Genomic DNA, 20,927 nt, shown 5'->3' with positions numbered 1-20,927 from the left:
ATCAACTATGGGCTGCGGTCGGCCAGGTCTGCGATCTGTTCTCCGACGAGGAATGCTACAACTACTTCAAAGCCGCAGGTTATGAGGTAGATTGAGTGCAACAGGCTCTAGTCGGCGCCAGGAAGGATCGCACGATCAGAGCATTACCGGTAGTGATGTCCGCTGTGCGTCGAAGTGCTCGTCCGGCAAAGACCAGCGGCCTGGGCATGGCCAGATCGCGGACCCCGCCGGCAAGGGCTTCAGTGACTGGTGCCATCCGAAAAGCTGATCTTGTTCCAGACGTTGTACTTGCCCGAGGGCTTGCGCATCGTCAGGCGCTTGACTTCCTCAAGCGTGCTTGCGTCATAGACGACAACAGCACCATCGTCTTCCCAGATGGACACCAAGGCGTACTTTCCATCCTTGGTGAATTCGGTATGCGCGACGGTCTTGCCGGGTGCGGGGTTCAGCGTCTTGACGATCTCAAGTGTCTGCTTGTCGATGATATGAACCTCGTCCTTGTGGGGGCCGAAGAACACGTCTGCCCAGACATGCGGCGAGGTCTCGTGGCTGCGCAGGAAAAAGCCGGGGCCGCTGGTGTCAATCTGCTTGACCAGCGTCCAGTCCGCCATGTCGATGACCGACAGCACCCCTTCGTTCAGGTGGGGGGTGGCCATCACCTTTACTCCGTTCCAGTCCCAGGTAATTCCCGAACCCAAATGCGGCATTCCGGGCAAGGGCAGTTCCGCTACCTTGCCGCCGCTGATCAGGTTGATGACGACGCCCTTGGTGCCCTCGCGATTGGTGCCGATCAGGTTCCTGTAATCGGGATCGAAGAAGAAATCATCGAGCGGCTCGTCCACTGGGATGCGGCGTCGGGCGAACAGGCCTTCCTGTGCGCCAAAGGCTTCGACCGCGTCCTTTTCATAGCTATGGACATAGCCGTCGTGGAACGGACCTGCATCAGGATCGGTCGCCACTTCCCAGATTTCGGGGGCGTCTTTCAAGGCAAGGATAAAAGATTTGCGCTGCGGCGCCTGATAGACGGCGCTGACACGGCTGAGCGTGCCGTTGTGCGCCACCACGTCGATTACCTTCACAGGTTCCATCGTGTCTGTTGAAAGGATCGTCAGGGTTTGCGGTAGATAGTTGGCGACGGCCAGCCATTGGCCGTCATGGCTCATCGCGATGTTGCGGCTGTTGAGACCGGCGCGAAGGCGCCCGACCTCCTTCAGCGTCCAGATGTCGTATTTCTGGACCCATCCGTCGCGCGACATGATAAAGACAAATCGCCCGTCCGGAGAGAATTTCGGGCCCCCATGAACGGCGTAGGGCGTGGGAAAGCGGTCCAGGACATCGAAGGTGTCACCGTCCAGCACACTCACGTGATGATCGCCGGTTTCGACCACCAGCGTGATGTTCAGGGGATCGGCCTCGAAGGTTGGCTTCGCGGCTGGGGTATATCCAGAGGCCATATCGCGGCTGGCCTGTATATCGTCCACCGTCCACGCGGGCGTTTCTTCCAGCGGCGTCTGGATATGGGCCACCAGGGCCTCTATCTGGCCGGGCGACAGTTGATCCGAGAACCCCATCATTTGCGTGGCGGGGCGGCCATGAGCGATGATGTCGGACAGGTTCCTGACTCGGCCCAGCGTTTCTGGAATGAGAGCAGGCCCGGTGCCACCCAACCGGTCCTCGCCGTGGCAGGATGCGCAATGGATGGCAAAGTCTTCCGACGGCTCGGCGATGGCAGCGGCAGGGAACAGCAGCGCTGCCATCAGCAATTTCACGATGTGCCGCTGCCTAGAAAAATTGGTGGGCCGGATCATGGCTTTTCCCCCGGAACGACGTGACGGTAAGGCGCTCGAGATCGTGAGCGACTCCGATCTCGGCATTGGATAGATAGCAGGCCGGATCCTCGGCCCAAGGGTCGCCGGTCAGTTGCAGCGCGCGGATGCGAGTGTTGCCGCCGCAGACATCCTTGAAGGCGCAATCTCCGCAGCGGCCCTTCAGCGGGCGGGGGCGGGTGCGCAGCGTGGCCAGCATCGGGTCGTCGCCTGTCCACCATTCGCTGAACGGCTTTTCCTTCACGCTGCCAATGGTGTAATCCGACCAGTAAGTGTCAGGATGGACCTTGCCCTGCGGGTCTATATTGGCGACGCCAAATCCCGACGAATTGCCGCCCCAGGCGACCAGATGGTCGCGGACATGGGTCACGGCATCGGGCGCGAAGTTGCGTTCGGCCCAATGCATGAACCAGACCGCGTCGGCGTCGTTGTTGCCGGTCACGATTTCCAGCGGGCGGCCCTTGGACAGGGCATCCCAGCCGCGTTCGATCAGGATGTCCATGGCGCGGCGGGTATGGGCGTGTTCCTGATCCTCACCCCGGTGCTTGTCGCCGCGACCCGCATAGACCAGATGCGACAGATAAAACTTGTCGACACCTTCGGATTCGCACAGATCCAGCATAACGGGCAGGTGATGAGCGTTGTCGCGGGTGATGGTATAGCGCAGGCCCACCTTGACGCCGCGTGCCTTGCAGGCCCGCACCCCGGCAAGCGCGTTGTCAAAGGCACCCTCGACGCCCCGGAACCAGTCGTTCACGGCGCCGATGCCGTCCAGGCTGATGCCCACGTAATCGAAGCCAAGCGCCGCCACCCGGTCAGCAACGCCGGGATCCCCCAGCTTTGTGCCGTTTGTGGACAGCGACAGGTGGCGAAAATCCAGATGCCGGGCACGTTCGGCCAAATCCCAGAAATCAAACCGCGACAGCGGCTCGCCCCCCGACAGGATCAGGGCGGGAATGCGGAAGGCAGACAGGTCGTCCAGCACGCCCATGGCCTGATCATGGGTCAGTTCGCCCGGAAAGATGTGGTCGCTGCTGACCGTATAGCAATGGCGGCACTTAAGGTTGCAGGTGCGCGTCAGGTTCCAGATCACCACCGGCTTCACCGAACCGGGCGTCCCGCGCCTGCGGACCGGGGTCGGTTCAATCAACTGGTGCATGTATTGGGTCAGACGGAACATGGCATCCCCTTTCAGTCGTCGCGCAGGCGCAGCCCGGTTTTTTTCAGGATGCGGGTGGAATACAGGATATCGTGGCCCCGGCAGGCATTCCCGAGGATCGCGGCGACCTGCGCCTGTTTCTCCTGGACCTCCGACCGGCTTTCGCCGTGCAGCATGGCGAACAGATTATATGGCCATTCAGGCAGCGCGCGCGGGCGCTGATAGCAATGGGTCACAAAGGGCAGCGTGCCGATCTGCGTACCCAGTTCCGATATGCGGTCGTCGTCCACGTCCCACACGCTCATCCCGTTGGCGGTCATCCCCAAGGCGTAATGGTTCGGGGCAAGCGCAATGCGGCGGATCACGCCGCGATCCTGCATTGCCGCCAAGCGGGCGATTACCTCGGACTCGGTCAGGCCCAGGGTGGCCGCGACCTGAGCGTAAGGTTCGGTCACCAGCGGCAGCCCGGCCTGGGTCGCCTGCACGATGCGACGGTCGACAGAATCCAGCGTCATGCCTGCACCCGAAAGCCGATGAAATATTCTTCCAGCTTTGGAAACAGCATGACCTTCAATCCCGTCTCATCCTCGATAGCGCGGGCGGTGCGGTCGATGCCGTCGGGGGTATCTGTGGCAAGGACGAACCACATGTTCAGCGCATGGGTGCGTTCATAATTATGCGCAACTTCGGGATGCGCATTGACTTGGGTCATGACGGCGTCGAAACGGTGGCTGGGGACTGCCATCGCACAAAGGCAGAAGGCCCCGCCCATTTCCGCCGCGTCGAAAAAAGGGCCGAAGCGGGTAATCGCGCCCAGGTCGCGCAGTCGCGCCAGGCGGACAATCAGGTCATCCCCGGTGACCCCCAGGTCTGCGCCGGCGTCATCATAAGGGCGCGGCGTCAGCGGAAAGCCATCCTGAAGGGCATTCAGGATGGCGCGGTCCGTCGAATCTAGGGCGTCAGGTGGCAGGACAGTGCGGAGGGGACGGGTCATGCGGCCTCGATCAATGCGCCGCGCTGCTTGAAGCAGCGGGTGGAGAACAGAGTCTTGTGAGGGACGTTTGTCAGTTCAGGCAAGGCGCGGGCGCGGTCCAGGACAGCCAGGGCCTCGGGGCGGGATCGGGCGTGGATCATGCAGAACAAGGGCCAGTCCCAGACGCCCGGCATGGTGCGCCGTTGATAACAGAGCGTCACACCCGGCACCTGCGACAGCGCGCAGCCCGCAGCCTCGATGGTACAGTCTGGCAATCGCCAGACCACCATCGCATTCGCCGCCCAGCCAAGCGCTCGGTGCCGCACGATCACGCCGACGCGGGTCAGAATACGGGCATCCGCAAGCAGCTTCACGCGGTCCAGAATATTTGCTTCGTCGCGGCCAAGCCGCTGGGCCAGAACGGCGAATGGTTCAGGCACCAGGTCCAGCCCTTCGGACAGGGCTTGCATCAGCGGCCGGTCGTCGCCTTGCAGAACGCTCATGTCCGGGGCGCGGTCCAATCCCAGCGGCTGGCGGGGACCCCGGAGGCGGAAGCCCAGGTCGATGTTGAAGGGCCGCACCAGCGGAAGCGACAGGACCGGCAAGCCGGACGCCCCCTCGATCCGGGCGAGAGAAGCTGCAAGTTCCGTTTCTGATGGCGCAGTGGCAACAAACCACAGGTTCCAAAGATCCTCACGCAGATAGGAATGGTTCACGCCGGGTTCCGCGCCGACAATGGCGGCGACCTGTTCGATCTGGTCTTCGGGGATCGCCAGGGCGGCCAAGGTCGATGCACCTGCGGTATTCGGCCGGCAGGTCGCGCCAACGCGACTGATCCGGCCGCAATCCTGCAGGCGGCGAAGGCGGTCCAGCACATCGGCTTCGCACGTGCCCAGCATTCTGGCCATGGCGGCGAAGGGACGGGGCACCAGCGGCAAGTCCCGCTGAAATTCGTCCAGCAGACGGGTGTCCAGGCAATTGGGTGCCAGTTCCGTCATAGCCCTGTCCTGTGCGCGCGGGCGGTGAAGAAGATGCCGGATGGGCTCTGCGCTTCGATCTCGCCCAGCTTTTGATAGGTGCGGGTGTCATAGATCACCACCTTGTCGTCGTCGCGCGCGGACAGCCAGACCTCGCGCCCGCGCGGGGTGAATTCCATATGCAGGATCCCCGCGCCGGGTTGCAGCGTCTGCTTGATCTGATGGGTCATGCCGTCGATCACCTGCACGGCGCCGTTGTCGGGCGTGGCGAAGTTCACCCACAATTCGCGCCCATCAGGACGGGCGGTGACAAAGATCGGCTGGCCCGCGACATCGGTGCGGCTGGTTTCCGCCCCGCTGGCGGCATCCACCCACAGCACCTGGTGCAGCCCCACGGCTGGCAGGGCATAGGTACTTCCCGCCAAGGTCCAGCCCTGCAGATGCGGCATCTTGTAGACCGGCAGATCGGGCTGGTTCTTGCCATAATCCGGCAGGATGCGGCGCGGCTGGGGCGGGTTCTGCCACAAGTCGAGCGTGGTCAGGCCCTTTTCGCCGAACAGCCCGACGACATAGGTGCGCCCGTCTGCCGTCATCAGCGCGTCGTAAGGGTTCGCACCCACGCCCTCGATCCGGGTGATCTGAGGGTTGGCCGGATCAGCCAGATGATCCAGCACCCAGACCTCGCCTGTGTCCCAAGTCGCCACTACGAAGCGTGATCCCGGGGCGTCCGCCAACCCGACAGTCTTGGAACCCATCGGAATGTCAGCAACCTGCTCCAGCGTGACGGCATCGAAGACCTTTACCCCCCCGGGTTCATAGTTCGACACCGCGACAAGTTTGCCGTCGTCGGAAATCGCGCCGCCGATGGCGTTGCCTGCCTGCACCAGGCGGTTTTCCAGCGTGCAGGTCAGGATATCCACCTTGGACAGCCCGCCGTCGCGGCCGAAGACATAGGCGAAACGTTCGTCCGGCGAAAAGGTCAACGAGGCATGGGACAGGTCCCCCAGTCCCTCGACCCGGCAGAGCGCCGCCCGGTCAGACTGATCCACGACCAGGACCGACCCCGTGGCGCGTTCGATCACGACGCCCAGATCCCCGGTCGCGCGTATCCCGTCGGCCGGTGCGGCAAGGGGCACCGATATAATAAGAGCAGTAAGGCCGGCGCGAATCATTCGGCTCGTTCCCTCTTTAGATAGTCGGCAATCCACAGGGCTTCGGCGTCGGAAATCAACGGCCGCCAAGGTGGCATTGCCGTGCCGGGAATGCCATCAAGGATGATGGTAGCCAGATCCTGCTGGTCGCGGCTTGCCAGATCGTCGGGAGTAATGGCGCTGCCCAGACCTCCCTTCATGGTCAGCCCGTGGCACGAGCCGCAATCCTGGATCACCATGTGCTCCAGTTGTGCCTGCCGCTGGGGATTGATATCTGCAGCGGCCAAGGCGGTTGAGGCAGCAACACTGGCGACAAAGACGATCATGCCGACGCTAGCCATGCCCCACAACCCGAAGATGCGGGCCCCGCAGTTCACGCGGCAAGGGCAAGGCGGCAGTTTCATAAAGTCCGGCAACACGACCAATGACGAACAGGACCGGCGCCTCCATCGGCGTGCGCGCCAGATCGGCGCCGATCTGCGTCAGGTTCGACAGCATCCGCGTCTCGCGCGGAGTTGTTGCATGGGCGACCGCTAGCACCGGCAGATCGACCCGCAGACCCGCTGCGATCAGGCGCGCGGCGATCTCCGCCATGTTCGCAGCGCCCATGTAGACCACAAGCGTCGTGTCGGGATCGGCCAGACTGTCCCAATCAAGGTCCAGCACCGCGTCACGCGCCCGGTGGCCCGTCACATAGCGCACGCCCGTCGCAAGACCGCGATGGGTCAGCGGCACCCCGGTCGACGATGCGGCACCTTGGGCGGCAGTAATGCCAGGAACATAAGTATAGGAAATGCCCGCCGCGGCCAGTTCTCCGGCCTCTTCGCTGCCGCGGCCGAAGATCAACGGATCGCCACCTTTCAAGCGGATGACCGTGTGGCCCTCGACGGCCAGTTTGACTAGAAGGGCGTTGATACCATCTTGGGGTACGGTATGAAAACCGGCTGACTTTCCAACGGAAATGCGGCGGGCCGTCGGGGGCACAAGGTTCATGATTTCCGGGCTGACCAGCCGGTCATGCACGATCACCTCGGCCGATTGCAGCAGCCGCATTGCGCGGACCGTCAGCAGGTCGGGGTCGCCTGGTCCCGCCCCGACAAGATAGACCTTGCCCGCCATGTCCATGATCCCTTGCTGTTGCGGCTGGAGGATTTGAGGTGAACGCGCGGCGGGATGGCCGCGCGTTCCGTGGCAGTCCAGTGGTCAGTAGACGTCGCCCTGGGTGTTCTTGACGTTGAACTTGCCCGTCGGGGTGACCAGCCGCTCGTCCTTGATGACGTGCTTCAGCTCCAGCGTGCTGTCGTCGACCACCACAATCGCCGACTCCTGGTCCGCGCCGTTCCAGACCGAGAACCAGATTTCCGTGCCGTCCTTGTTGAACTCGCCTTGGACGACGCGCGGCTGGCCTTCTGCGATCCCGGCCCATTCGGTGATGGGTAGCTCGATGATTTCAGGATCGGTTCCATCGCCTTTCATCTGGTCGATCTTGAACACCGCGACCGAGCCGGAGATCGAGGGTTCGGGATTCAGCGTCGCATCGACATACAGGTGGTTTGATCCCGGATAGGTCTTCACGAACAGTGATCCGCCGCCCAAGGCCGGGAAGCTGTCAACGATCTTCCAGGCGTTGTCTTCATGCTCCTCCGGGTCGGTGCCGATCAGCGCCACCGAATCGTCGCCCAGGTGCGAAGTCGCCCAAACCGGCCCGAATGTCGGGTGTACGAAGTTCGCGCCCCGGCCCGGATGCGGGGTTTCGCCCCCGGTTTCGGTGATCGCTTCCAGTTCCCCGTCCTTGGTGTCGATGACCACCAGCTTGCCGCGCGCGTTCGCCGCCGTGATGAAATAGCGCTTGGTACTGTCCAGGCCGCCGTCGTGCAGGAAACGTTCAGCCTCGATCTCGGTGATCTTCAGGTTCTTCAGGTCGGTATAGTCCACCAGCTGAATCTTGCCGGTTTCCTTGATGTTGACCAGGAATTCCGGTCGATAATGCGACGACAGAATCGCGGCCACGCGGGGTTCCGGGTGGTAGGTCTGTTCGTCATAGATGTTGCCTCGGGTCGAGACGATCTTCAGCGGCTCCAGGGTCTGGCCGTCCATGATGACGTACTGCGGAGGCCAGTAGGCGCCGGCGATGGCGTACTTGTCCTCCCATCCTTCCATCTTGGACGTCTCGACTGAGCGCGCCTCGGCGCCGATCTTAATGGTAGCGACGATGGACGGATCTTCCATCCACAGGTCTATCATGTCCACCTTGCCGTCGCGGCCGATCACCAACAGATAGCGACCTGACGCCGACATCCGGCTGATATGAACGGCATAGCCGGTATCCAGCACCTTCTTGATCTCATAGGTGCCGCCGTCGATCAGCGCGATCTGGCCTGCGTCGCGCAGCGTGACCGAGAAGATGTTTTCCAGATCCCAGTCGTTCATCTTTTCGGTGGGGCGTTCTTCGGGCGGGACCATGACCTGCCACGAGTTCTTCATCTCTGGCATGCCCCATTCGGGCGGGACGGCCGGATCCTGCAACACGTATCGGGTCATCAGATCGACTTGGCGTTCGTCCATCTGGCCCGAGGTGCCCCAGTTCGGCATCCCGGCAGGAGAGCCGTATTCAATAAAGGTCTTCAGGTAGTCATAGCCGAGTTCCCGCGTCAGGTCGGGCGTCAGCGCCTTGCCAGTCGCCCCCTTGCGCAGCACGCCATGGCAACCGGCGCAGCGTTCGAAATAGATTGTGTTGGCCTCGTCGAATTCCGCCTGTGTCATCGTGGGCACCCCTTCAGGGGCGCCCGGTACGGGTATCTGCTCCTGTGCCAGGGTGGTCAGCGACGGTTCGTACTGGTCCTGGGGCTTGGATGTGTGGTCCTGGACCTCGGATTCGGTCTGGGCCTGTTCCTCTGTTGTCAGCTGCGCCCCTTCCGAACGCGGCAACTCCTGAACCTCGGTTTCCGGACCCGCCTTGGGGCCGGTCACCTGGTTCAGTTCGGAACTGTCCGACGCCGTTGTCTCGGCGGCGGGGGTGGCTGCTTCATCGGCGGGCGCTGTCGCGGCAGGCGATTCGGCAGGGGCGGGATCTGTGGTCTGGGCCGTGGCCATACCGGCGCCGAAGATCAATGCCAGTGCTGCCGAGGCGAGAAGTGATGTTCTAGCTGTCTGCGATGGGTTTCTCATAAACAGTCTCCATCCTGCTTGGGGGCCACCGGAAGATAACAATAGCGTGAGGTGAGTCCTTGATTTCGGTCAAGGCAAGATGAAGTTTATTTCGCAATTTCTTTTGTGGGGTACCCGCGTGACAAACATGTCCAGGCCACCGGGCATTCGGGCCGAATCAGGAATTGCAATGCGCCTGCCCTTTCTCTCCCGTATTCTCCGCGTCGTCGCTGTCACGACGGTAGTGGCGGCAGGCATGGCATCACAGGCGGTCCCTCCTGCCGATGCAGCACCAGCTGCACTGCCTGCCGGACAGGAAACCACCATCCCCACCGAGCCCACTGTCGGGTTGGCCGAAAGTCTGTTTCAACTGCCTCCTGCCAGCTATCCGGCGCTGATCCGTCAGGAAAAACCCGTGCCGGGGTGGAGGGTCGAGACAGATGGTCGTATCCTGGGAGTCATCGGCTCCACCTGGGAACTAGTGGGTTCAGCAGGTTATTCGGGCCGGCCCCTTGACGTGCTGATCGCGGTGTCTCCCGGCGGGCGTATTGTAGGCGCCCAACTGATGCGCCACGCCGAGCCGGTTCTGACCTTGGGTATCTCGGATGCGGCGATTGCCTCCTATGTCCAGGGCTTTCGGGGCTACGACATCCATCGGCCAGACAAAGGCACGGGGGCGCCTGACGTGATCTCGCGCGCAACTGTGACGACAGGTGTCATTCGGGACGGGATTTTGCGCACCGCGCGTATTCTGGCGGGAGCCCAAGGTCAGAACGGCGTGATCGACCGAGTTTCCTATGCCCCTGCTAGCTGGGCCGAACTGGAAGGTATGGGTGCGCTTGTCCATGCGCGCGTCAGCATGGCCGATGCCGCCGCAGCGATGCCCACTGCCCGTCCGGAAATTCTACCATCGGATGGGCCTTGGTTCGAGATGTGGACGGGCATCCTCGACACGCCGACGGTTGGCGCCAACCTGCTGGGCCAGCAACAGCTGACCAAGGTGGCCGCCGATCTTCAACCGGGCGAGGCTTTGCTGGGGATCTTCTCTCGGGGGCTGCAATCCCATCGCGGCACCGAATACCGTCGTGCCGGCCGCTTCGACCGTATCGCCATCACACAAGACGATACACGCCTGGTGCCCGCATCCGACGCCTATATATCGATCCCACGTCTGGCAATCGAGGGCGCCCCCGAGTTGAAGGAGCGCAGCGTCTTCCGCTTCAACGCCGATCCCGCCACAGGCGGCATCGACCTGACCCGGCCCTTCAACGTGACCATCACGACAACACGCGCCGGTCCCGACGGCGCTACTCTGGCCTTGCCCATCAGTGCCGAGGTAACATTGCCGGACGCCTTCCGCGTCGTCGCGCCCGAACCCGAACTGCCCTTGTGGCAAAGGTTCTGGATAGAGAAGCGGCCGCAGATTGCTGTGGTCGGAGCCATGCTGGCCGTCCTGGGCCTGATCCTGTTCGGACAGGAATGGCTGGTCCGCCGGCCCCTGTTGTGGCGGCGTCTGCGGTTGGGCTATCTGACCGCCACGCTGCTGGTCTTGGGATGGGGCCTGAATGCCCAGCTTTCGATCGTGCAGGTGATCGCCTTCCTGCACGCGCTGGTGTTCGGCTTTCAATGGGAGACATTCCTCATAGCCCCGCTGATCTTCGTGCTCTGGTCGGCGGTGGCCCTGGGCATGCTCTTCTGGGGCAGAGGAGTTTTCTGCGGCTGGCTGTGTCCCTTCGGCGCCTTGCAGGAACTGACGAACGCCATTGCCCAACGACTGGGCGTTCGACAGATCGCCGTCCCCCAGGCCCTGCACGAACGGCTGTGGGTGATCAAGTACACGCTGTTCGTCGCGCTTGTGGCCCTATCCTTCTACTCGATGGAGAAGGCTCTGGTCATGGCCGAGGTCGAGCCGTTCAAGACCGCGATCAGCATGCACTTCGTGCGGCCCTGGCCCTTCGTGCTGTTCGTGGCCATCCTGCTCGGCGCGGGCTTGTTCATCGAGCGTTTCTACTGTCGCTATCTGTGCCCGCTGGGGGCGGGGCTGGCGCTGCCCGCCAAGCTGAAAATCTTCGACTGGCTCAAGCGCAGACCGCAATGCGGCCGAGAATGCCGGCTTTGCGAGACCAAATGCCCGGTCGGCGCCATCGATCCCCTGGGTCGGATCAACCCCAACGAATGCGTGCTGTGCCTGCGCTGCCAGGTCATCATGAACGATCCGGGAACCTGCCCTGTTCTCAAGCGCCGTACCCGCGGCGGTGACCGCATTCCTCCGTTGCCGACGGCGCCTGCCACCCCCGCCGCACCGCCGCCGATCATTCCCTCGCAGGTCCCGGCAGGCGCCCATGACGGTGTTGCCAGTGCCCCGCCGCCCGCCTTTCAGTCTCGTCAGGTGAAGCCATGAGCGATATTCATGCCCGCGGGATCCGCATCCCTGTCGTAGATCGTGCGATGATTCTGAACCGCCGCCGGTTCCTTGCGCTGTCCGCCTGTGCCCTTGCGACCCCAGCGGCGGCGGGCGTGCGTCATCGCTGGCAGGGCGTGGCATTGGGCGCGGATGTGACGCTGACCGTTCAGGGCGGCAATGCCGCCGCTGCCCATGCTTTTTTCACCGAGGCCGCACGGGGCCTGCGCAGCGTTGAGCGACAGTTTTCCCTGTTTCTCGGATCGGAACTTCGCAGGCTGAATGCCATCGGGCGGCTTGCCAATCCCTCAGCCGATATGCTGACAGTGCTGAAAGCTGCAGGCCGGGTGCATGAGGCGACGGGCGGCGTTTTCGACCCCACGGTGCAGCCGCTGTGGCAAGCGCGCCGCTTTGGTCAGGATGAGTCGGTTGCCGCATCACTGGTCGGTTGGAGGAACGTGCAGATTGGCCCCTCCGAAGTCCGCCTGACGCGGCCGGGCATGGCGTTGACGCTGAACGGGATCGCTCAAGGATTCGCCGCGGATCGCTTGGCGGAGATCGCTGTTCGGCACCACTTGGCTGATGTTCTGATCGATACAGGCGAGGCGCGTGCTGTTGGCGCCTCCTCGTGGATGGCAAGGATAGAGGCCCCTGATGGGCGGGTGATGCGGAACTTAGGCTTGCGAAATCGGGCGCTTGCGACTTCGGCCGCCTTCGGCACCCAGATCGGACCCGGGGGAAACCTGCCGCATATCATCGGACCGCAAGGACAGGCGCCACGTTGGTCGCTGGTCTCGATCAGCGCCCCACACGCCTTACTGGCCGATGCATTGTCAACTTCCGCCATCCTGATGACGCGCGCCGAAATCGATTCGGCGCTTTTAGCTTTTCCTGGCACGCGGATCGAAGCGATCATTCCGCTATGATCAAGGTATTGGCAAAGCCGGCCTGCTTGCAGGAGGGATCGGGAGGATGATGGTGCACCTGCCGCTAGCGCTTGTCCGCTTCGTCCATCAGATGCCTTGCCCACATCGCTGAGGCCCAGGCGGCGGGAATGCCCAGGGGGATCGACACCAGCACCGTCGTTTCGGGCGACAGCATGGGCAGGCCCAGGGCCTGGCCCAGGAGCCCCAGCATGAACAGGTTGATCGCCACCGCTCCCGCCGCGAAGACATAGAGCATCAGCGCCAGTTTCCAGACCGGCCAGCGATCGTTCATGGTCATCCCCTGATGTGCCTAAGCCACATGTTGCCAGGCTCAAAAAAATCACTTTCTTGACATAAGGCAATATCGGACTGACGCTTCAGGTAATTGTGAACGTTTTTGAAGCAACCATATCTGGAGATCCTCGCCATGCGCGAAGTCCTGACGAAGAGCATGGCCCGGAACATCTTCTACGGCGGGTCGCTGTTCTTTATCCTCATCTTCATCGGCCTGTCGGTTCACAGCCACTGGTATATCGTGAACGTGTCCACGAACGAGGCGCCGCTGACCGCCAGCGTGGCGGGCGGCAAGCACGTCTGGGAAAAGCACGCCTGCGTCAACTGCCATTCGATCCTGGGAGAAGGCGCCTATTTCGCGCCCGAACTGGGCAACGTGATGACCCGCTGGGGCGTCCAGGACGACCCCGAGGCCGCCTTCGAGGTCATGAAGGCCTGGATGGAGGCGCAGCCTTCCGGGATCGAGGGACGCCGCCAGATGCCGCAGTTCAACCTGTCCGACGAAGAGATCCGCGAAGTCACCGACTTCCTGCTGTGGACCAACAAGATCCGCACCCAGGACTGGCCCCCCAACGACGCCGGTTGATTGGAAAGCACCATGAAATATCAATCACAAAGAATCGCCCTGGCCTATATCGCCGTGGCCCTGGCCTTGTTCGCCACGCAGGTGACGATGGGGCTGATCATCGGCTATATCTATGTCCAGCCGAACTTCCTGTCCGAGATCCTGCCCTTCAGCGTGGGCCGGATGGTCCACACCAACGCCCTGGTGGTCTGGCTGCTGTGCGGCTTCTTCGGCGCCGCCTATTTCCTGATCCCCGAGGAAGCGGAACGCGAAATCCATTCCCCCTTCCTGGCCTATCTGCAGCTGTTCATCCTGGTGGTGGGCACCGCCGGGGCGGTCGCCACCTATCTGTTCAACCCCTGGGCAGGCAACTATTTCGTGGGCACCCAGGGGCGCGAGTTCCTGGAACAGCCCACCTGGGTCAAGGTGGGCATCGTCGTGGCCGCGCTGATCTTCCTTTACAACGTGTCGATGACGGTGCTGAAGGGCCGCAAGACCACCATCAGCACGATCCTTCTGATCGGGCTTTGGGGCCTGGCGCTGCTGTTCCTGTTCGCCTTCTACAACCCGGCGAACCTGGGCCTCGACAAGCAATACTGGTGGTTCGTGATCCACCTGTGGGTCGAGGGCGTCTGGGAACTGATCATGGCCTCGATCCTGGGCTTCCTGATGCTGAAGCTGACGGGCGTGGACCGCGAGGTGGTCGAGAAATGGCTGTATGTGATCGTCGCCACCGCGCTGTTTTCCGGCATCCTGGGAACCGGGCACCATTACTTCTGGATCGGGATGCCGGCGTACTGGCAGTGGATCGGCTCGATCTTCTCGTCCTTCGAGGTGGTGCCGTTCTTTGCGATGATGGCATTCGCCTTTGTCATGGTCTGGAAGGGCCGCCGCGATCACCCGAACAAGGCCGCGCTGCTGTGGTCGCTGGGCTGCGCCGTGCTGGCCTTCTTTGGCGCGGGCGTCTGGGGCTTTTTGCACACGCTGCACGGGGTGAACTATTACACCCACGGCACGCAGGTCACCGCCGCCCACGGGCACCTGGCCTTTTATGGCGCCTATGTCTGCCTCAACCTCGCGCTCTTCTCCTATGCCATGCCGATCCTGCGGGGGCGCGACCCCTATAACCAGGTGCTGAACATGGCGTCCTTCTGGCTGATGTCGGGGGGGATGCTGTTCATGACCTTCACCCTGACCTTCGCGGGCACGGTGCAGACCCACCTGCAGCGCGTCCTTGGCATGGGCTACATGGAGGTGCAGGACCAGCTGGCGCTGTTCTACTGGATGCGCTTCGGGTCGGGCGTCGCCGTGGTCCTGGGGGCGCTGCTGTTCATCTATGCGATAGCCTTCCCGCGCCGCGAAGTCGTCCGTCCCGGCCCGGTCGAGCGTGAGCGCCTGGCCAAGAACCCCGACCACATTGCGGCGGAGTGATGACGATGGATGGAACCTTCAACCTGAGGGGGGCGGATGCCCCCTTCTACCTGCCCCAGGCGGATGAATGCGACATCTTCGCCGCCGCCCATGCCAAGAACCTGCCCCTGCTGCTGAAAGGCCCGACCGGCTGCGGCAAGACCCGCTTCGTGGCCCATATGGCAGCGCGTCTGGGGCGGCCGCTTTACACGGTCGCCTGCCATGACGACCTGTCGGCGGCCGACCTGATCGGGCGATACCTGCTGAAGGGCGGCGAAACCGTCTGGGTGGACGGCCCCCTGACCCGCGCGGTGCGCGAAGGCGCGATCTGCTATCTGGACGAGGTGGTCGAGGCCAGGAAGGACGTGGCCGTGGTCCTGCACCCGCTGACCGACGACCGCCGCATCCTGCCCATCGACCGCACCGGAGAGGAGTTGCAGGCAGCCCCCGGCTTCATGCTGGTGGCGTCCTACAACCCCGGCTACCAGAACATCATGAAGACGCTGAAGCCCTCGACCCGGCAGCGCTTCCTGTCAGTCGAATTCACCTTCCCCAAGCCCGAACATGAAATCCCGGTGGTGGTGCGCGAAAGCGGTCTGGATGCCGACCGCGTATCCCTGCTGGTGCGGCTGGCGAACAAGCTGCGCGGGCTGAAGGGCCAGGATCTGGAGGAAGGCGTGTCCACCCGCCTGGTCGTCTATGCCGCCACCCTGATCGCGGGCGGCATGTCGATGGACCGCGCCATCCGCGCCGCCATGATCGAGCCGCTGACCGACGATGCGGATATCCGCGCGGGCCTGATGGACCTGGTCGTCGCGGTGATGGGCTGACGCTATGGGCCATATCGAGATCGCCCCCTGGGAGCCCGAGGAAAGCGTCGGAAAGATCTGGCACTTCCTCGCCTCGCGCATGGACCCGCCGCGCCGCTATCCCGATGCGGCCGTGCGCTTCGACGACATGCGCGGCCGCATTGCCGTGCTGTTTCGCGGGCTTGGCGGGGCGGCCGATGTGGAACTGAAGCCGGTGGCCGACCAGGCCAGCCGGCACCGCATATCCCTGCGCCGCAAGCTGGCCTTCGAGACCGAACACCTGGCGCGCGCCAGCTTCGACGGCGGGTCGCTGCGCCTGCCGATGGAACTGGCGGTCTTTCCCGACAAGGCCGACAACGAGGCGCTGTTCCTGTGGCTGGCCGCCGCATCGGCCCATGCACCGGACTTCGTGGCCGCGGCCGATCCCTTTCTGGCCGACCTGGCCGTGATCCGCGCGGGCCAGGCGATGACCCGCGCCACCCTGCAATCGGCCCCCGGCCTGCGCGCCGTCTGGACGCGGCTTTGCAAGGCCCATCTGGCCGACCGCATCCGCCCGAACCTGTCGGGGGCCGAGGCGGGCGTCGAAGGGCTGGTCCGGCACCTGCTGGGCGATCCGATCCGGGTCCATGCCGGGCTGCTGGCGGGCCTGGACAGCCCCCCCGTCCATTGGCGCGCCCCGCGCGGATACCGGCCGATGCTGCCCGTGCCCATGTGGCCCGACCTGCGCGGGTTGACCAGCGGCATCGCCTCCGACGTGGCAAGCCTGCCCACCGACGGCACGCCCGAGGAATCCGGCGACGGCACCGCCCGCAAGACGCGCCGGATCAAGGCCGACCAGGCCGAACGCAAGGACAGCCTGATCCTTTACAAGTTCGAGGCCATGCTGACCTGGGCCGAGATGCTGAACATCAACCGCCGGGTCGAGGACGACGACCTGGACAACGCCAGGAAGGCCGCAGACGACCACGAGGAAATTGTGCTGGGCCAGATCTCCAAGGCGCCGGCGACCAAGCTGAAGCTGCACCTGGACCTTGCGCCCGAGGATGTGGACCGCGAACGCGTGGCGGGCCGCTTCACCTATCCCGAATGGGACGCGCGGGCGGGCGTCTGGATGCCCGACCATTGCCGCGTGCTGGCCGCGCCGGTCGAACCCGCGCCCGATTACGCGGGCATCACCGACCCCGCCACCCGCCGCCGCATCGACGCGGTGCGCCGCCAGTTCCAGGCCCTGCGCCCGGCGCGGCTGATCCGCCATGCCCAGCCGGATGGCGACGACCTGGACCTGGACGCGACGCTGCGGTCGGTGACCGACCTGCGCGCATCGGGTCGCGGCAGCGACCGCATCTGGCGCCAGGCGCGGCCGGAAAACCGCGACCTTGCCGTGTCGATCCTGCTGGACGTGTCGCGGTCCACGGAAAGCGCCGTGACCGGCCGCCCCGTCATCGACATCGAACGCGAGGCGCTGACCGCGCTTGCCTGGGGGCTCGACGCCTGCGGCGACCGCTTCGCCATCCAGGGCTTTTCCTCGCTCAAGCGCGACCGGGTCTGGATCCACGACTGCAAGTCGTTCGACGAGCCCATGGCCCAGCGGATCGAGGCCCGCATCCACGCCCTGCGGCCCGGCTTCTATACAAGACTGGGCGCGGCGATCCGCCATGCCTCGGCAGGACTTGCCAAGGAAGGCCGGTCGCGGCGGCTGATGATCGTCATCACCGACGGCAAGCCCAACGACCTGGACCATTACGAAGGCCGCCACGGGATCGAGGACAGCGCCATGGCCGTGCGCGAGGCGCGGCGGGCGGGCCATTCGGTCTTCGGCATCACCATCGACAAGGGCGCGCAAAGCTGGTTCCCGCGCATCTTCGGCCAGGGCGGCTTTTCCGTGATCCGCGACCCCGACCGGCTGATCGGCACCCTGCCCCAGATCTATCGCCAGCTGGTGATGTGATGGACCTGGAGGACCTGCCGGGCGAGTTGATCATGTGGATCCTGATCGGGTCCGAGATCCTGGTCTTCGCGGCTGGCATCACCGCCATGTCGGCCATGCGCCTGACCGATCCGACGGGCTTTGCGGATGCGCAGGCCATGCTGGACGGGCGGATGGCGGCGCTGAACACGGTCGTGCTGGTCACGTCCGGGCTGTTCGCTGCCCGCGCCGAACGCGCGGCGGCAGGGGGCGACCGGCGCGGGGCGCGGCGGGGGCTGATGCTGGCGGCGCTTGGCGGCGCGGTCTTCCTGGCCGTGAAGGGCGTGGAATACGCCCATGACCTGTCGGCGGGGATCGGCATCGACGCCCATCCCTTCTTCACCTTCTATTTCCTGCTGACGGGCTTTCACGCGGCCCATGTGGCGGCGGGCGTGGTCTTGCTGGCGACGGTCGCCATCCGCACCACGCCCGATGCGGTGCAGGCAGGGGCGATGTTCTGGCACATGGTCGATCTGGTCTGGGTGCTGATCCTGCCGCCCATCTATCTGCTGGGGTGACGATGCGAGACCGGCTGACCCTGAACTGGCTGATCCTGATTGCGCTTGTCGCGGTGACGGCAGCCCTGTCCACGCAGGACGGCCGCATCGCCGCGGCCGCGCTGCTGGTGCTGGCTTGGGCCAAGGCGCGAGCGATCTTGGGCGGGTTCCTGCACCTGGACCGGGCGCCGGGCTGGCTGGCCGCCTTCGTGGTGCCCCTGGGATTGTGGATGGGCCTGGTCTGGGCCCTGGCCGCTGTCAGATGACCTTGCTCATGGCCCCGAACGCGTCGGCCTGGGCCAGATCCTGAAGCCGCGACACCGAGGCGATGGCGGCGCTTGACTGGTTCACCCGCACGCCCAACTCGCGCAGCTTGGCAAATGCGCGGGACAGGCTTTCGGGCTTCATGCCCAACCGGCCCGCGATCAGCCCCTTGTCATAGGGCAGCACGACCGTCGCGCTTTCCGCGCCCTCGGGGCACAGTTCCAACAGGAATTCGGCGACCCGCTGCGCGCCCGACCGGGCCTTCAGCTGCTCGATCTGCTCGACCAGGCCCTGCAGGTGCAGGAAGGTCGCGGACAGGATGGAAATCGCAGCCTCGGGCCGGGTTTGCAGCATCTCCAGGAAGGCCTGGGCGGGTACGGCGATCAGTTCGCAGGCGGTCGTCGCCTCGGCCGATACGGGATAGGCGGCGCGGCGCAGGGCAATCGGCTCGCCAAAGCTTTGGCCGCGCGTCATCACGCCCACGACAGCCTCGGCCCCGTTGGGGGCGATCCGGTAAAGCTTCATCCAGCCATCCGCGACGATATGGATGTCATGTGCGTCGTCGCCATGCTGGAACAGCACCTGCCCGCGCAGCAGATGGACGACATGGGCCGCGTCCAGCAGCCCGTCGCGCATTTCCGGGGGCAGGGTGGCGAAAAGCCGCGACTGGCAGGCGATCTGGCGGTGCGCGGCAGACAGTTTGGTGCTCATCGAAACGGCCTTTATCAAAAAAGATGAACCCGGGACGCGGTGGCAGCCGCCGCCCGGGATTGGCCATGGGGCGGCCAGTGCCGCCCCGTTGGAAGGACGGTCACTGGACCTGCGCGATCTCGGCGTCCATGCGTTCGCGGGCCTTCTTCGACATCTTGGCGGTCTTGGCGGCCTCAAGGTTGGCGGGCGCGTCACCGACCTGGATCAGGCCGACCATGCCCATCGCGAAATGCGGCGTGCACTTGACGCCGTAAAGGCCCGGCTCGGTCACAGTCAGCGCGTATTCCTCGTTGATCTTGCTTTTGAAGGTCTCGACACCCTCGGGCAGGATCTCCTTGATCGCCTCGACGTTGTGGCTCTTGTCGGTGGGCAAGAAGCGGATCACGTCGCCCGGCTCGGCCTTCACGAAGGCGGGCTCGAACACCATCATCCCGGCCTCGCCCTTGTTGAGCATGTGGACCTCGTGCTCGGCCGCAAAGGCAGTGCCCGACAGCGCCAAGGCAAGGGCGGGGGCGGCAAGGAAGAATGCGCGTTTCATCTTTTTTCTCCTGAGTCTGCGGATTGATTGTTGAACCCGCTGGTCAGGAATTAGCGCCCTGGCCCCTCCTGCACTTTGACATAACGCAAAGAGCCGGACGATTAAGGTCAGGATTCATAACCAATAGATGACGGTTGCTGCGAGGGCGATGGCCGAGAGGAAGACCTTCGGACATCTGTCGTATCGAGTTGCCACGCGCCTCCAGTCCTTGAGCCTGCCGAACATGATCTCGATGCGACTTCGCCGCTTGTAGCGTCGCTTGTCATACCTGACCGGCGTCTTGCGTTGCTTCCGACCGGGGATGCAGGCGCGTATCCCTTTGTCCTGCAACGCCTCTCTCAACCAGTCGGCATCATAACCGCGATCGTCAAGCAGCCATTTGACGTTTGGCAGGCCGCTGAGCAGCGCCCGTGCGCCGATATAGTCGCTCACCTGTCCAGCGGTGATGAACAGGTCGAGCGGTCGTCCCTGGCTGTCGCAAATGGCGTGCAGCTTGGTGTTCATGCCGCCTTTGGTGCGGCCGATCAGGCGCCCACGCCCCCCTTTTTGACGGCCATACTGGTCGCTGTTCGATGTGACTTCAGGTATGTCGCGTCGATCATCACGGTATTCTCTTCACCGTGTTCAGCAGCGAGTCCGGCCATCATCCGAGCGAAAATGCCCTTCCCGCTCCAACGCCTCCAACGGCTGTAAAGCGTCTTGTGAGGCCCATAAGCGGTGGGTGCATCACGCCAACGTAAGCCATTGCGGTTTATAAAGATAATCCCGCTGAGAACGCGCCTGTCATCAACGCGTGGCTTGCCGTGGGACTTCGGGAAAAAGGGGGCAATGCGTGCCATCTGCGCGTCGGTCAGCCAGAAAAGGTCGCTCATGTCACCACTCCGTTTCCGGGCGATGAATCACGCAGCGCAACGGAAATCAATGCATCCTGACCCTAACATTTCAGTTGCATTTTGAGGCGCATATGCGCGAGCCTTGCTGCGGCTTGATGGGCTCTTCTCCAGGTTGACCAGGCGATGATTTGAGTTGCCTGGATCTGACGCTGGGCCATGCGGTTCGCGATGCGCCGGATTTCCTGGATCGACCAGCGGATCAGTTCTGGCGTTCTGCCCTCGTCTTGCGCATCGTTTTTTTGGGCGGCGCGGCATTGGCCTGATGGCGGATGCTGGCCATCATCGCGAAGGCCAGCATGACCAGCGAAACATGCCGGTGCCAGCCATGCCAAGAGCGAGTCTCGTTATGATCGAGGCCGAGCTCATTCTTTGCGGTCTCGAAGCTGTCTTCGATCGCCCATCGATGCCCTTCGACGCGGA

The 20,927-nt window shown here is 63.8% G+C and carries 21 protein-coding genes and 1 pseudogene; 8 read left to right on the top strand and 14 right to left on the bottom strand.

Annotation, left to right across the window (positions count from 1 at the left end; translation table 11 throughout):
• Positions 1-239: 239 nt before the first annotated feature.
• From J0F76_RS16355 to J0F76_RS16315, 9 genes are all read right to left on the bottom strand, one after another.
• Positions 240-1,808, bottom strand: a complete 1,569-nt coding sequence (locus tag J0F76_RS16355; protein WP_207471079.1) for a cytochrome D1 domain-containing protein — start codon at positions 1,806-1,808, stop codon at positions 240-242.
• Positions 1,783-3,006 (bottom strand): heme d1 biosynthesis radical SAM protein NirJ, encoded by a 1,224-nt coding sequence (gene nirJ / locus J0F76_RS16350; RefSeq protein WP_207471078.1) that lies wholly within the window; start codon positions 3,004-3,006, stop codon positions 1,783-1,785. Before nirJ ends, J0F76_RS16355 begins: the two co-directional genes overlap by 26 nt.
• Before the next feature lie 11 nt (positions 3,007-3,017).
• Positions 3,018-3,500, bottom strand: coding sequence for a siroheme decarboxylase subunit beta (gene ahbB / locus J0F76_RS16345; RefSeq protein ID WP_207471077.1), 483 nt, complete (start codon positions 3,498-3,500; stop codon positions 3,018-3,020).
• On the bottom strand, positions 3,497-3,979 hold the full coding sequence (locus J0F76_RS16340) for an Lrp/AsnC family transcriptional regulator (protein ID WP_207471076.1): 483 nt from the start codon (positions 3,977-3,979) through the stop codon (positions 3,497-3,499). The genes ahbB (J0F76_RS16345) and J0F76_RS16340 overlap by 4 nt, the downstream gene beginning before the upstream one ends.
• Positions 3,976-4,956, bottom strand: a complete 981-nt coding sequence (gene ahbB / locus J0F76_RS16335) for a siroheme decarboxylase subunit beta (protein ID WP_207471074.1) — start codon at positions 4,954-4,956, stop codon at positions 3,976-3,978. Before ahbB (J0F76_RS16335) ends, J0F76_RS16340 begins: the two co-directional genes overlap by 4 nt.
• On the bottom strand, positions 4,953-6,107 hold the full coding sequence (locus J0F76_RS16330; protein WP_207471073.1) for a cytochrome D1 domain-containing protein: 1,155 nt from the start codon (positions 6,105-6,107) through the stop codon (positions 4,953-4,955). Before J0F76_RS16330 ends, ahbB (J0F76_RS16335) begins: the two co-directional genes overlap by 4 nt.
• Positions 6,104-6,412: a c-type cytochrome gene (locus J0F76_RS16325; protein WP_207471072.1), complete on the bottom strand. Its 309-nt coding sequence runs from the start codon at positions 6,410-6,412 to the stop codon at positions 6,104-6,106. The genes J0F76_RS16330 and J0F76_RS16325 overlap by 4 nt, the downstream gene beginning before the upstream one ends.
• Before the next feature lie 7 nt (positions 6,413-6,419).
• A complete protein-coding gene (gene cobA / locus J0F76_RS16320; protein ID WP_377706693.1) occupies positions 6,420-7,205 on the bottom strand; it encodes a uroporphyrinogen-III C-methyltransferase in 786 nt (261 codons plus the stop codon).
• Between the two features lie 84 nt (positions 7,206-7,289).
• Positions 7,290-9,179, bottom strand: coding sequence for a nitrite reductase (locus J0F76_RS16315; RefSeq protein WP_207471070.1), 1,890 nt, complete (start codon positions 9,177-9,179; stop codon positions 7,290-7,292).
• A gap of 154 nt (positions 9,180-9,333) precedes the next feature.
• On the opposite strand from J0F76_RS16315, the gene J0F76_RS16310 reads away from it, so the two are divergent.
• A complete protein-coding gene (locus J0F76_RS16310) occupies positions 9,334-11,634 on the top strand; it encodes a NosR/NirI family protein (RefSeq protein WP_242690284.1) in 2,301 nt (766 codons plus the stop codon).
• Entirely contained in the window at positions 11,631-12,560 is a 930-nt protein-coding gene (locus J0F76_RS16305) for an FAD:protein FMN transferase (RefSeq protein WP_207471069.1), read from the top strand. Before J0F76_RS16310 ends, J0F76_RS16305 begins: the two co-directional genes overlap by 4 nt.
• A gap of 64 nt (positions 12,561-12,624) precedes the next feature.
• Here J0F76_RS16305 and J0F76_RS16300 read toward each other — a convergent pair whose 3' ends face one another.
• Positions 12,625-12,852, bottom strand: a complete 228-nt coding sequence (locus tag J0F76_RS16300; protein ID WP_341351609.1) for a hypothetical protein — start codon at positions 12,850-12,852, stop codon at positions 12,625-12,627.
• 135 nt (positions 12,853-12,987) lie between these two features.
• Here J0F76_RS16300 and J0F76_RS16295 point away from each other — a divergent pair, with 135 nt between their 5' ends.
• From J0F76_RS16295 to J0F76_RS16270, 6 genes are read left to right on the top strand one after another with little or no spacing between them, the layout of a single operon-like run.
• On the top strand, positions 12,988-13,440 hold the full coding sequence (locus J0F76_RS16295) for a c-type cytochrome (RefSeq protein ID WP_207471065.1): 453 nt from the start codon (positions 12,988-12,990) through the stop codon (positions 13,438-13,440).
• A 12-nt stretch (positions 13,441-13,452) separates the two neighbouring features.
• On the top strand, positions 13,453-14,850 hold the full coding sequence (locus J0F76_RS16290) for a cbb3-type cytochrome c oxidase subunit I (protein WP_207471064.1): 1,398 nt from the start codon (positions 13,453-13,455) through the stop codon (positions 14,848-14,850).
• Positions 14,851-14,855: 5 nt separating this feature from the next.
• Positions 14,856-15,659: a CbbQ/NirQ/NorQ/GpvN family protein gene (locus tag J0F76_RS16285; RefSeq protein WP_207471080.1), complete on the top strand. Its 804-nt coding sequence runs from the start codon at positions 14,856-14,858 to the stop codon at positions 15,657-15,659.
• A 4-nt stretch (positions 15,660-15,663) separates the two neighbouring features.
• On the top strand, positions 15,664-17,586 hold the full coding sequence (locus J0F76_RS16280) for a nitric oxide reductase activation protein NorD (RefSeq protein WP_207471062.1): 1,923 nt from the start codon (positions 15,664-15,666) through the stop codon (positions 17,584-17,586).
• Positions 17,586-18,122, top strand: coding sequence for a cytochrome c oxidase subunit 3 (locus J0F76_RS16275; RefSeq protein WP_207471061.1), 537 nt, complete (start codon positions 17,586-17,588; stop codon positions 18,120-18,122). Before J0F76_RS16280 ends, J0F76_RS16275 begins: the two co-directional genes overlap by 1 nt.
• Before the next feature lie 2 nt (positions 18,123-18,124).
• On the top strand, positions 18,125-18,367 hold the full coding sequence (locus tag J0F76_RS16270) for a cytochrome C oxidase subunit IV family protein (protein ID WP_207471060.1): 243 nt from the start codon (positions 18,125-18,127) through the stop codon (positions 18,365-18,367).
• Here the strand turns inward: J0F76_RS16270 and J0F76_RS16265 are convergent.
• From J0F76_RS16265 to J0F76_RS16250, 4 genes and pseudogenes are all read right to left on the bottom strand, one after another.
• Positions 18,360-19,076, bottom strand: coding sequence for a Crp/Fnr family transcriptional regulator (locus J0F76_RS16265; protein WP_207471059.1), 717 nt, complete (start codon positions 19,074-19,076; stop codon positions 18,360-18,362). The genes J0F76_RS16270 and J0F76_RS16265 overlap by 8 nt on opposite strands.
• A 100-nt stretch (positions 19,077-19,176) precedes the next feature.
• The gene (locus tag J0F76_RS16260; RefSeq protein ID WP_207471058.1) at positions 19,177-19,614 is read right to left on the bottom strand and encodes a pseudoazurin; all 438 of its coding nucleotides are present in this window, start codon (positions 19,612-19,614) and stop codon (positions 19,177-19,179) included.
• A gap of 114 nt (positions 19,615-19,728) precedes the next feature.
• Positions 19,729-20,486, bottom strand: a protein-coding gene (locus tag J0F76_RS16255; RefSeq protein WP_207471057.1) for an IS5 family transposase whose coding sequence is annotated in 2 segments (ribosomal slippage) — positions 19,729-20,165 and positions 20,165-20,486 — 759 coding nt in all. Because the reading frame shifts where the segments join, the coding sequence is not laid out codon by codon here.
• Between the two features lie 220 nt (positions 20,487-20,706).
• A pseudogene (locus tag J0F76_RS16250) lies at positions 20,707-20,927 on the bottom strand (IS701 family transposase); the annotation flags it as partial.

The organism is Paracoccus fontiphilus, assembly GCF_017356265.1.
In the GTDB taxonomy this organism is placed as follows: Bacteria; Pseudomonadota; Alphaproteobacteria; order Rhodobacterales; family Rhodobacteraceae; genus Paracoccus; species Paracoccus fontiphilus.
Note: the sequence above shows the minus strand (reverse complement) of the source record. Positions and strands in the feature narration are given on the sequence as shown.

Bases quoted from the DNA above. Each gene is read 5' to 3' on its own strand.
- nirJ (WP_207471078.1), bottom strand. From the start codon at position 3,006: ATGTTCCGTCTGACCCAATACATGCACCAGTTGATTGAACCGACCCCG.
- J0F76_RS16295 (WP_207471065.1), top strand. From the start codon at position 12,988: ATGCGCGAAGTCCTGACGAAGAGCATGGCCCGGAACATCTTCTACGGC.
- J0F76_RS16270 (WP_207471060.1), top strand. From the start codon at position 18,125: ATGCGAGACCGGCTGACCCTGAACTGGCTGATCCTGATTGCGCTTGTC.
- J0F76_RS16315 (WP_207471070.1), bottom strand. From the start codon at position 9,179: ATGGCCACGGCCCAGACCACAGATCCCGCCCCTGCCGAATCGCCTGCC.
- J0F76_RS16305 (WP_207471069.1), top strand. From the start codon at position 11,631: ATGAGCGATATTCATGCCCGCGGGATCCGCATCCCTGTCGTAGATCGT.
- J0F76_RS16310 (WP_242690284.1), top strand. From the start codon at position 9,334: ATGAAGTTTATTTCGCAATTTCTTTTGTGGGGTACCCGCGTGACAAAC.
- J0F76_RS16340 (WP_207471076.1), bottom strand. From the start codon at position 3,979: ATGACCCGTCCCCTCCGCACTGTCCTGCCACCTGACGCCCTAGATTCG.
- J0F76_RS16265 (WP_207471059.1), bottom strand. From the start codon at position 19,076: ATGAGCACCAAACTGTCTGCCGCGCACCGCCAGATCGCCTGCCAGTCG.
- J0F76_RS16290 (WP_207471064.1), top strand. From the start codon at position 13,453: ATGAAATATCAATCACAAAGAATCGCCCTGGCCTATATCGCCGTGGCC.
- J0F76_RS16330 (WP_207471073.1), bottom strand. From the start codon at position 6,107: ATGATTCGCGCCGGCCTTACTGCTCTTATTATATCGGTGCCCCTTGCC.
- ahbB (WP_207471074.1), bottom strand. From the start codon at position 4,956: ATGACGGAACTGGCACCCAATTGCCTGGACACCCGTCTGCTGGACGAA.
- J0F76_RS16275 (WP_207471061.1), top strand. From the start codon at position 17,586: ATGGACCTGGAGGACCTGCCGGGCGAGTTGATCATGTGGATCCTGATC.
- J0F76_RS16280 (WP_207471062.1), top strand. From the start codon at position 15,664: ATGGGCCATATCGAGATCGCCCCCTGGGAGCCCGAGGAAAGCGTCGGA.
- J0F76_RS16285 (WP_207471080.1), top strand. From the start codon at position 14,856: ATGGATGGAACCTTCAACCTGAGGGGGGCGGATGCCCCCTTCTACCTG.
- J0F76_RS16300 (WP_341351609.1), bottom strand. From the start codon at position 12,852: ATGAACGATCGCTGGCCGGTCTGGAAACTGGCGCTGATGCTCTATGTC.
- J0F76_RS16260 (WP_207471058.1), bottom strand. From the start codon at position 19,614: ATGAAACGCGCATTCTTCCTTGCCGCCCCCGCCCTTGCCTTGGCGCTG.
- J0F76_RS16325 (WP_207471072.1), bottom strand. From the start codon at position 6,412: ATGATCGTCTTTGTCGCCAGTGTTGCTGCCTCAACCGCCTTGGCCGCT.
- J0F76_RS16355 (WP_207471079.1), bottom strand. From the start codon at position 1,808: ATGATCCGGCCCACCAATTTTTCTAGGCAGCGGCACATCGTGAAATTG.
- cobA (WP_377706693.1), bottom strand. From the start codon at position 7,205: ATGGCGGGCAAGGTCTATCTTGTCGGGGCGGGACCAGGCGACCCCGAC.
- ahbB (WP_207471077.1), bottom strand. From the start codon at position 3,500: ATGACGCTGGATTCTGTCGACCGTCGCATCGTGCAGGCGACCCAGGCC.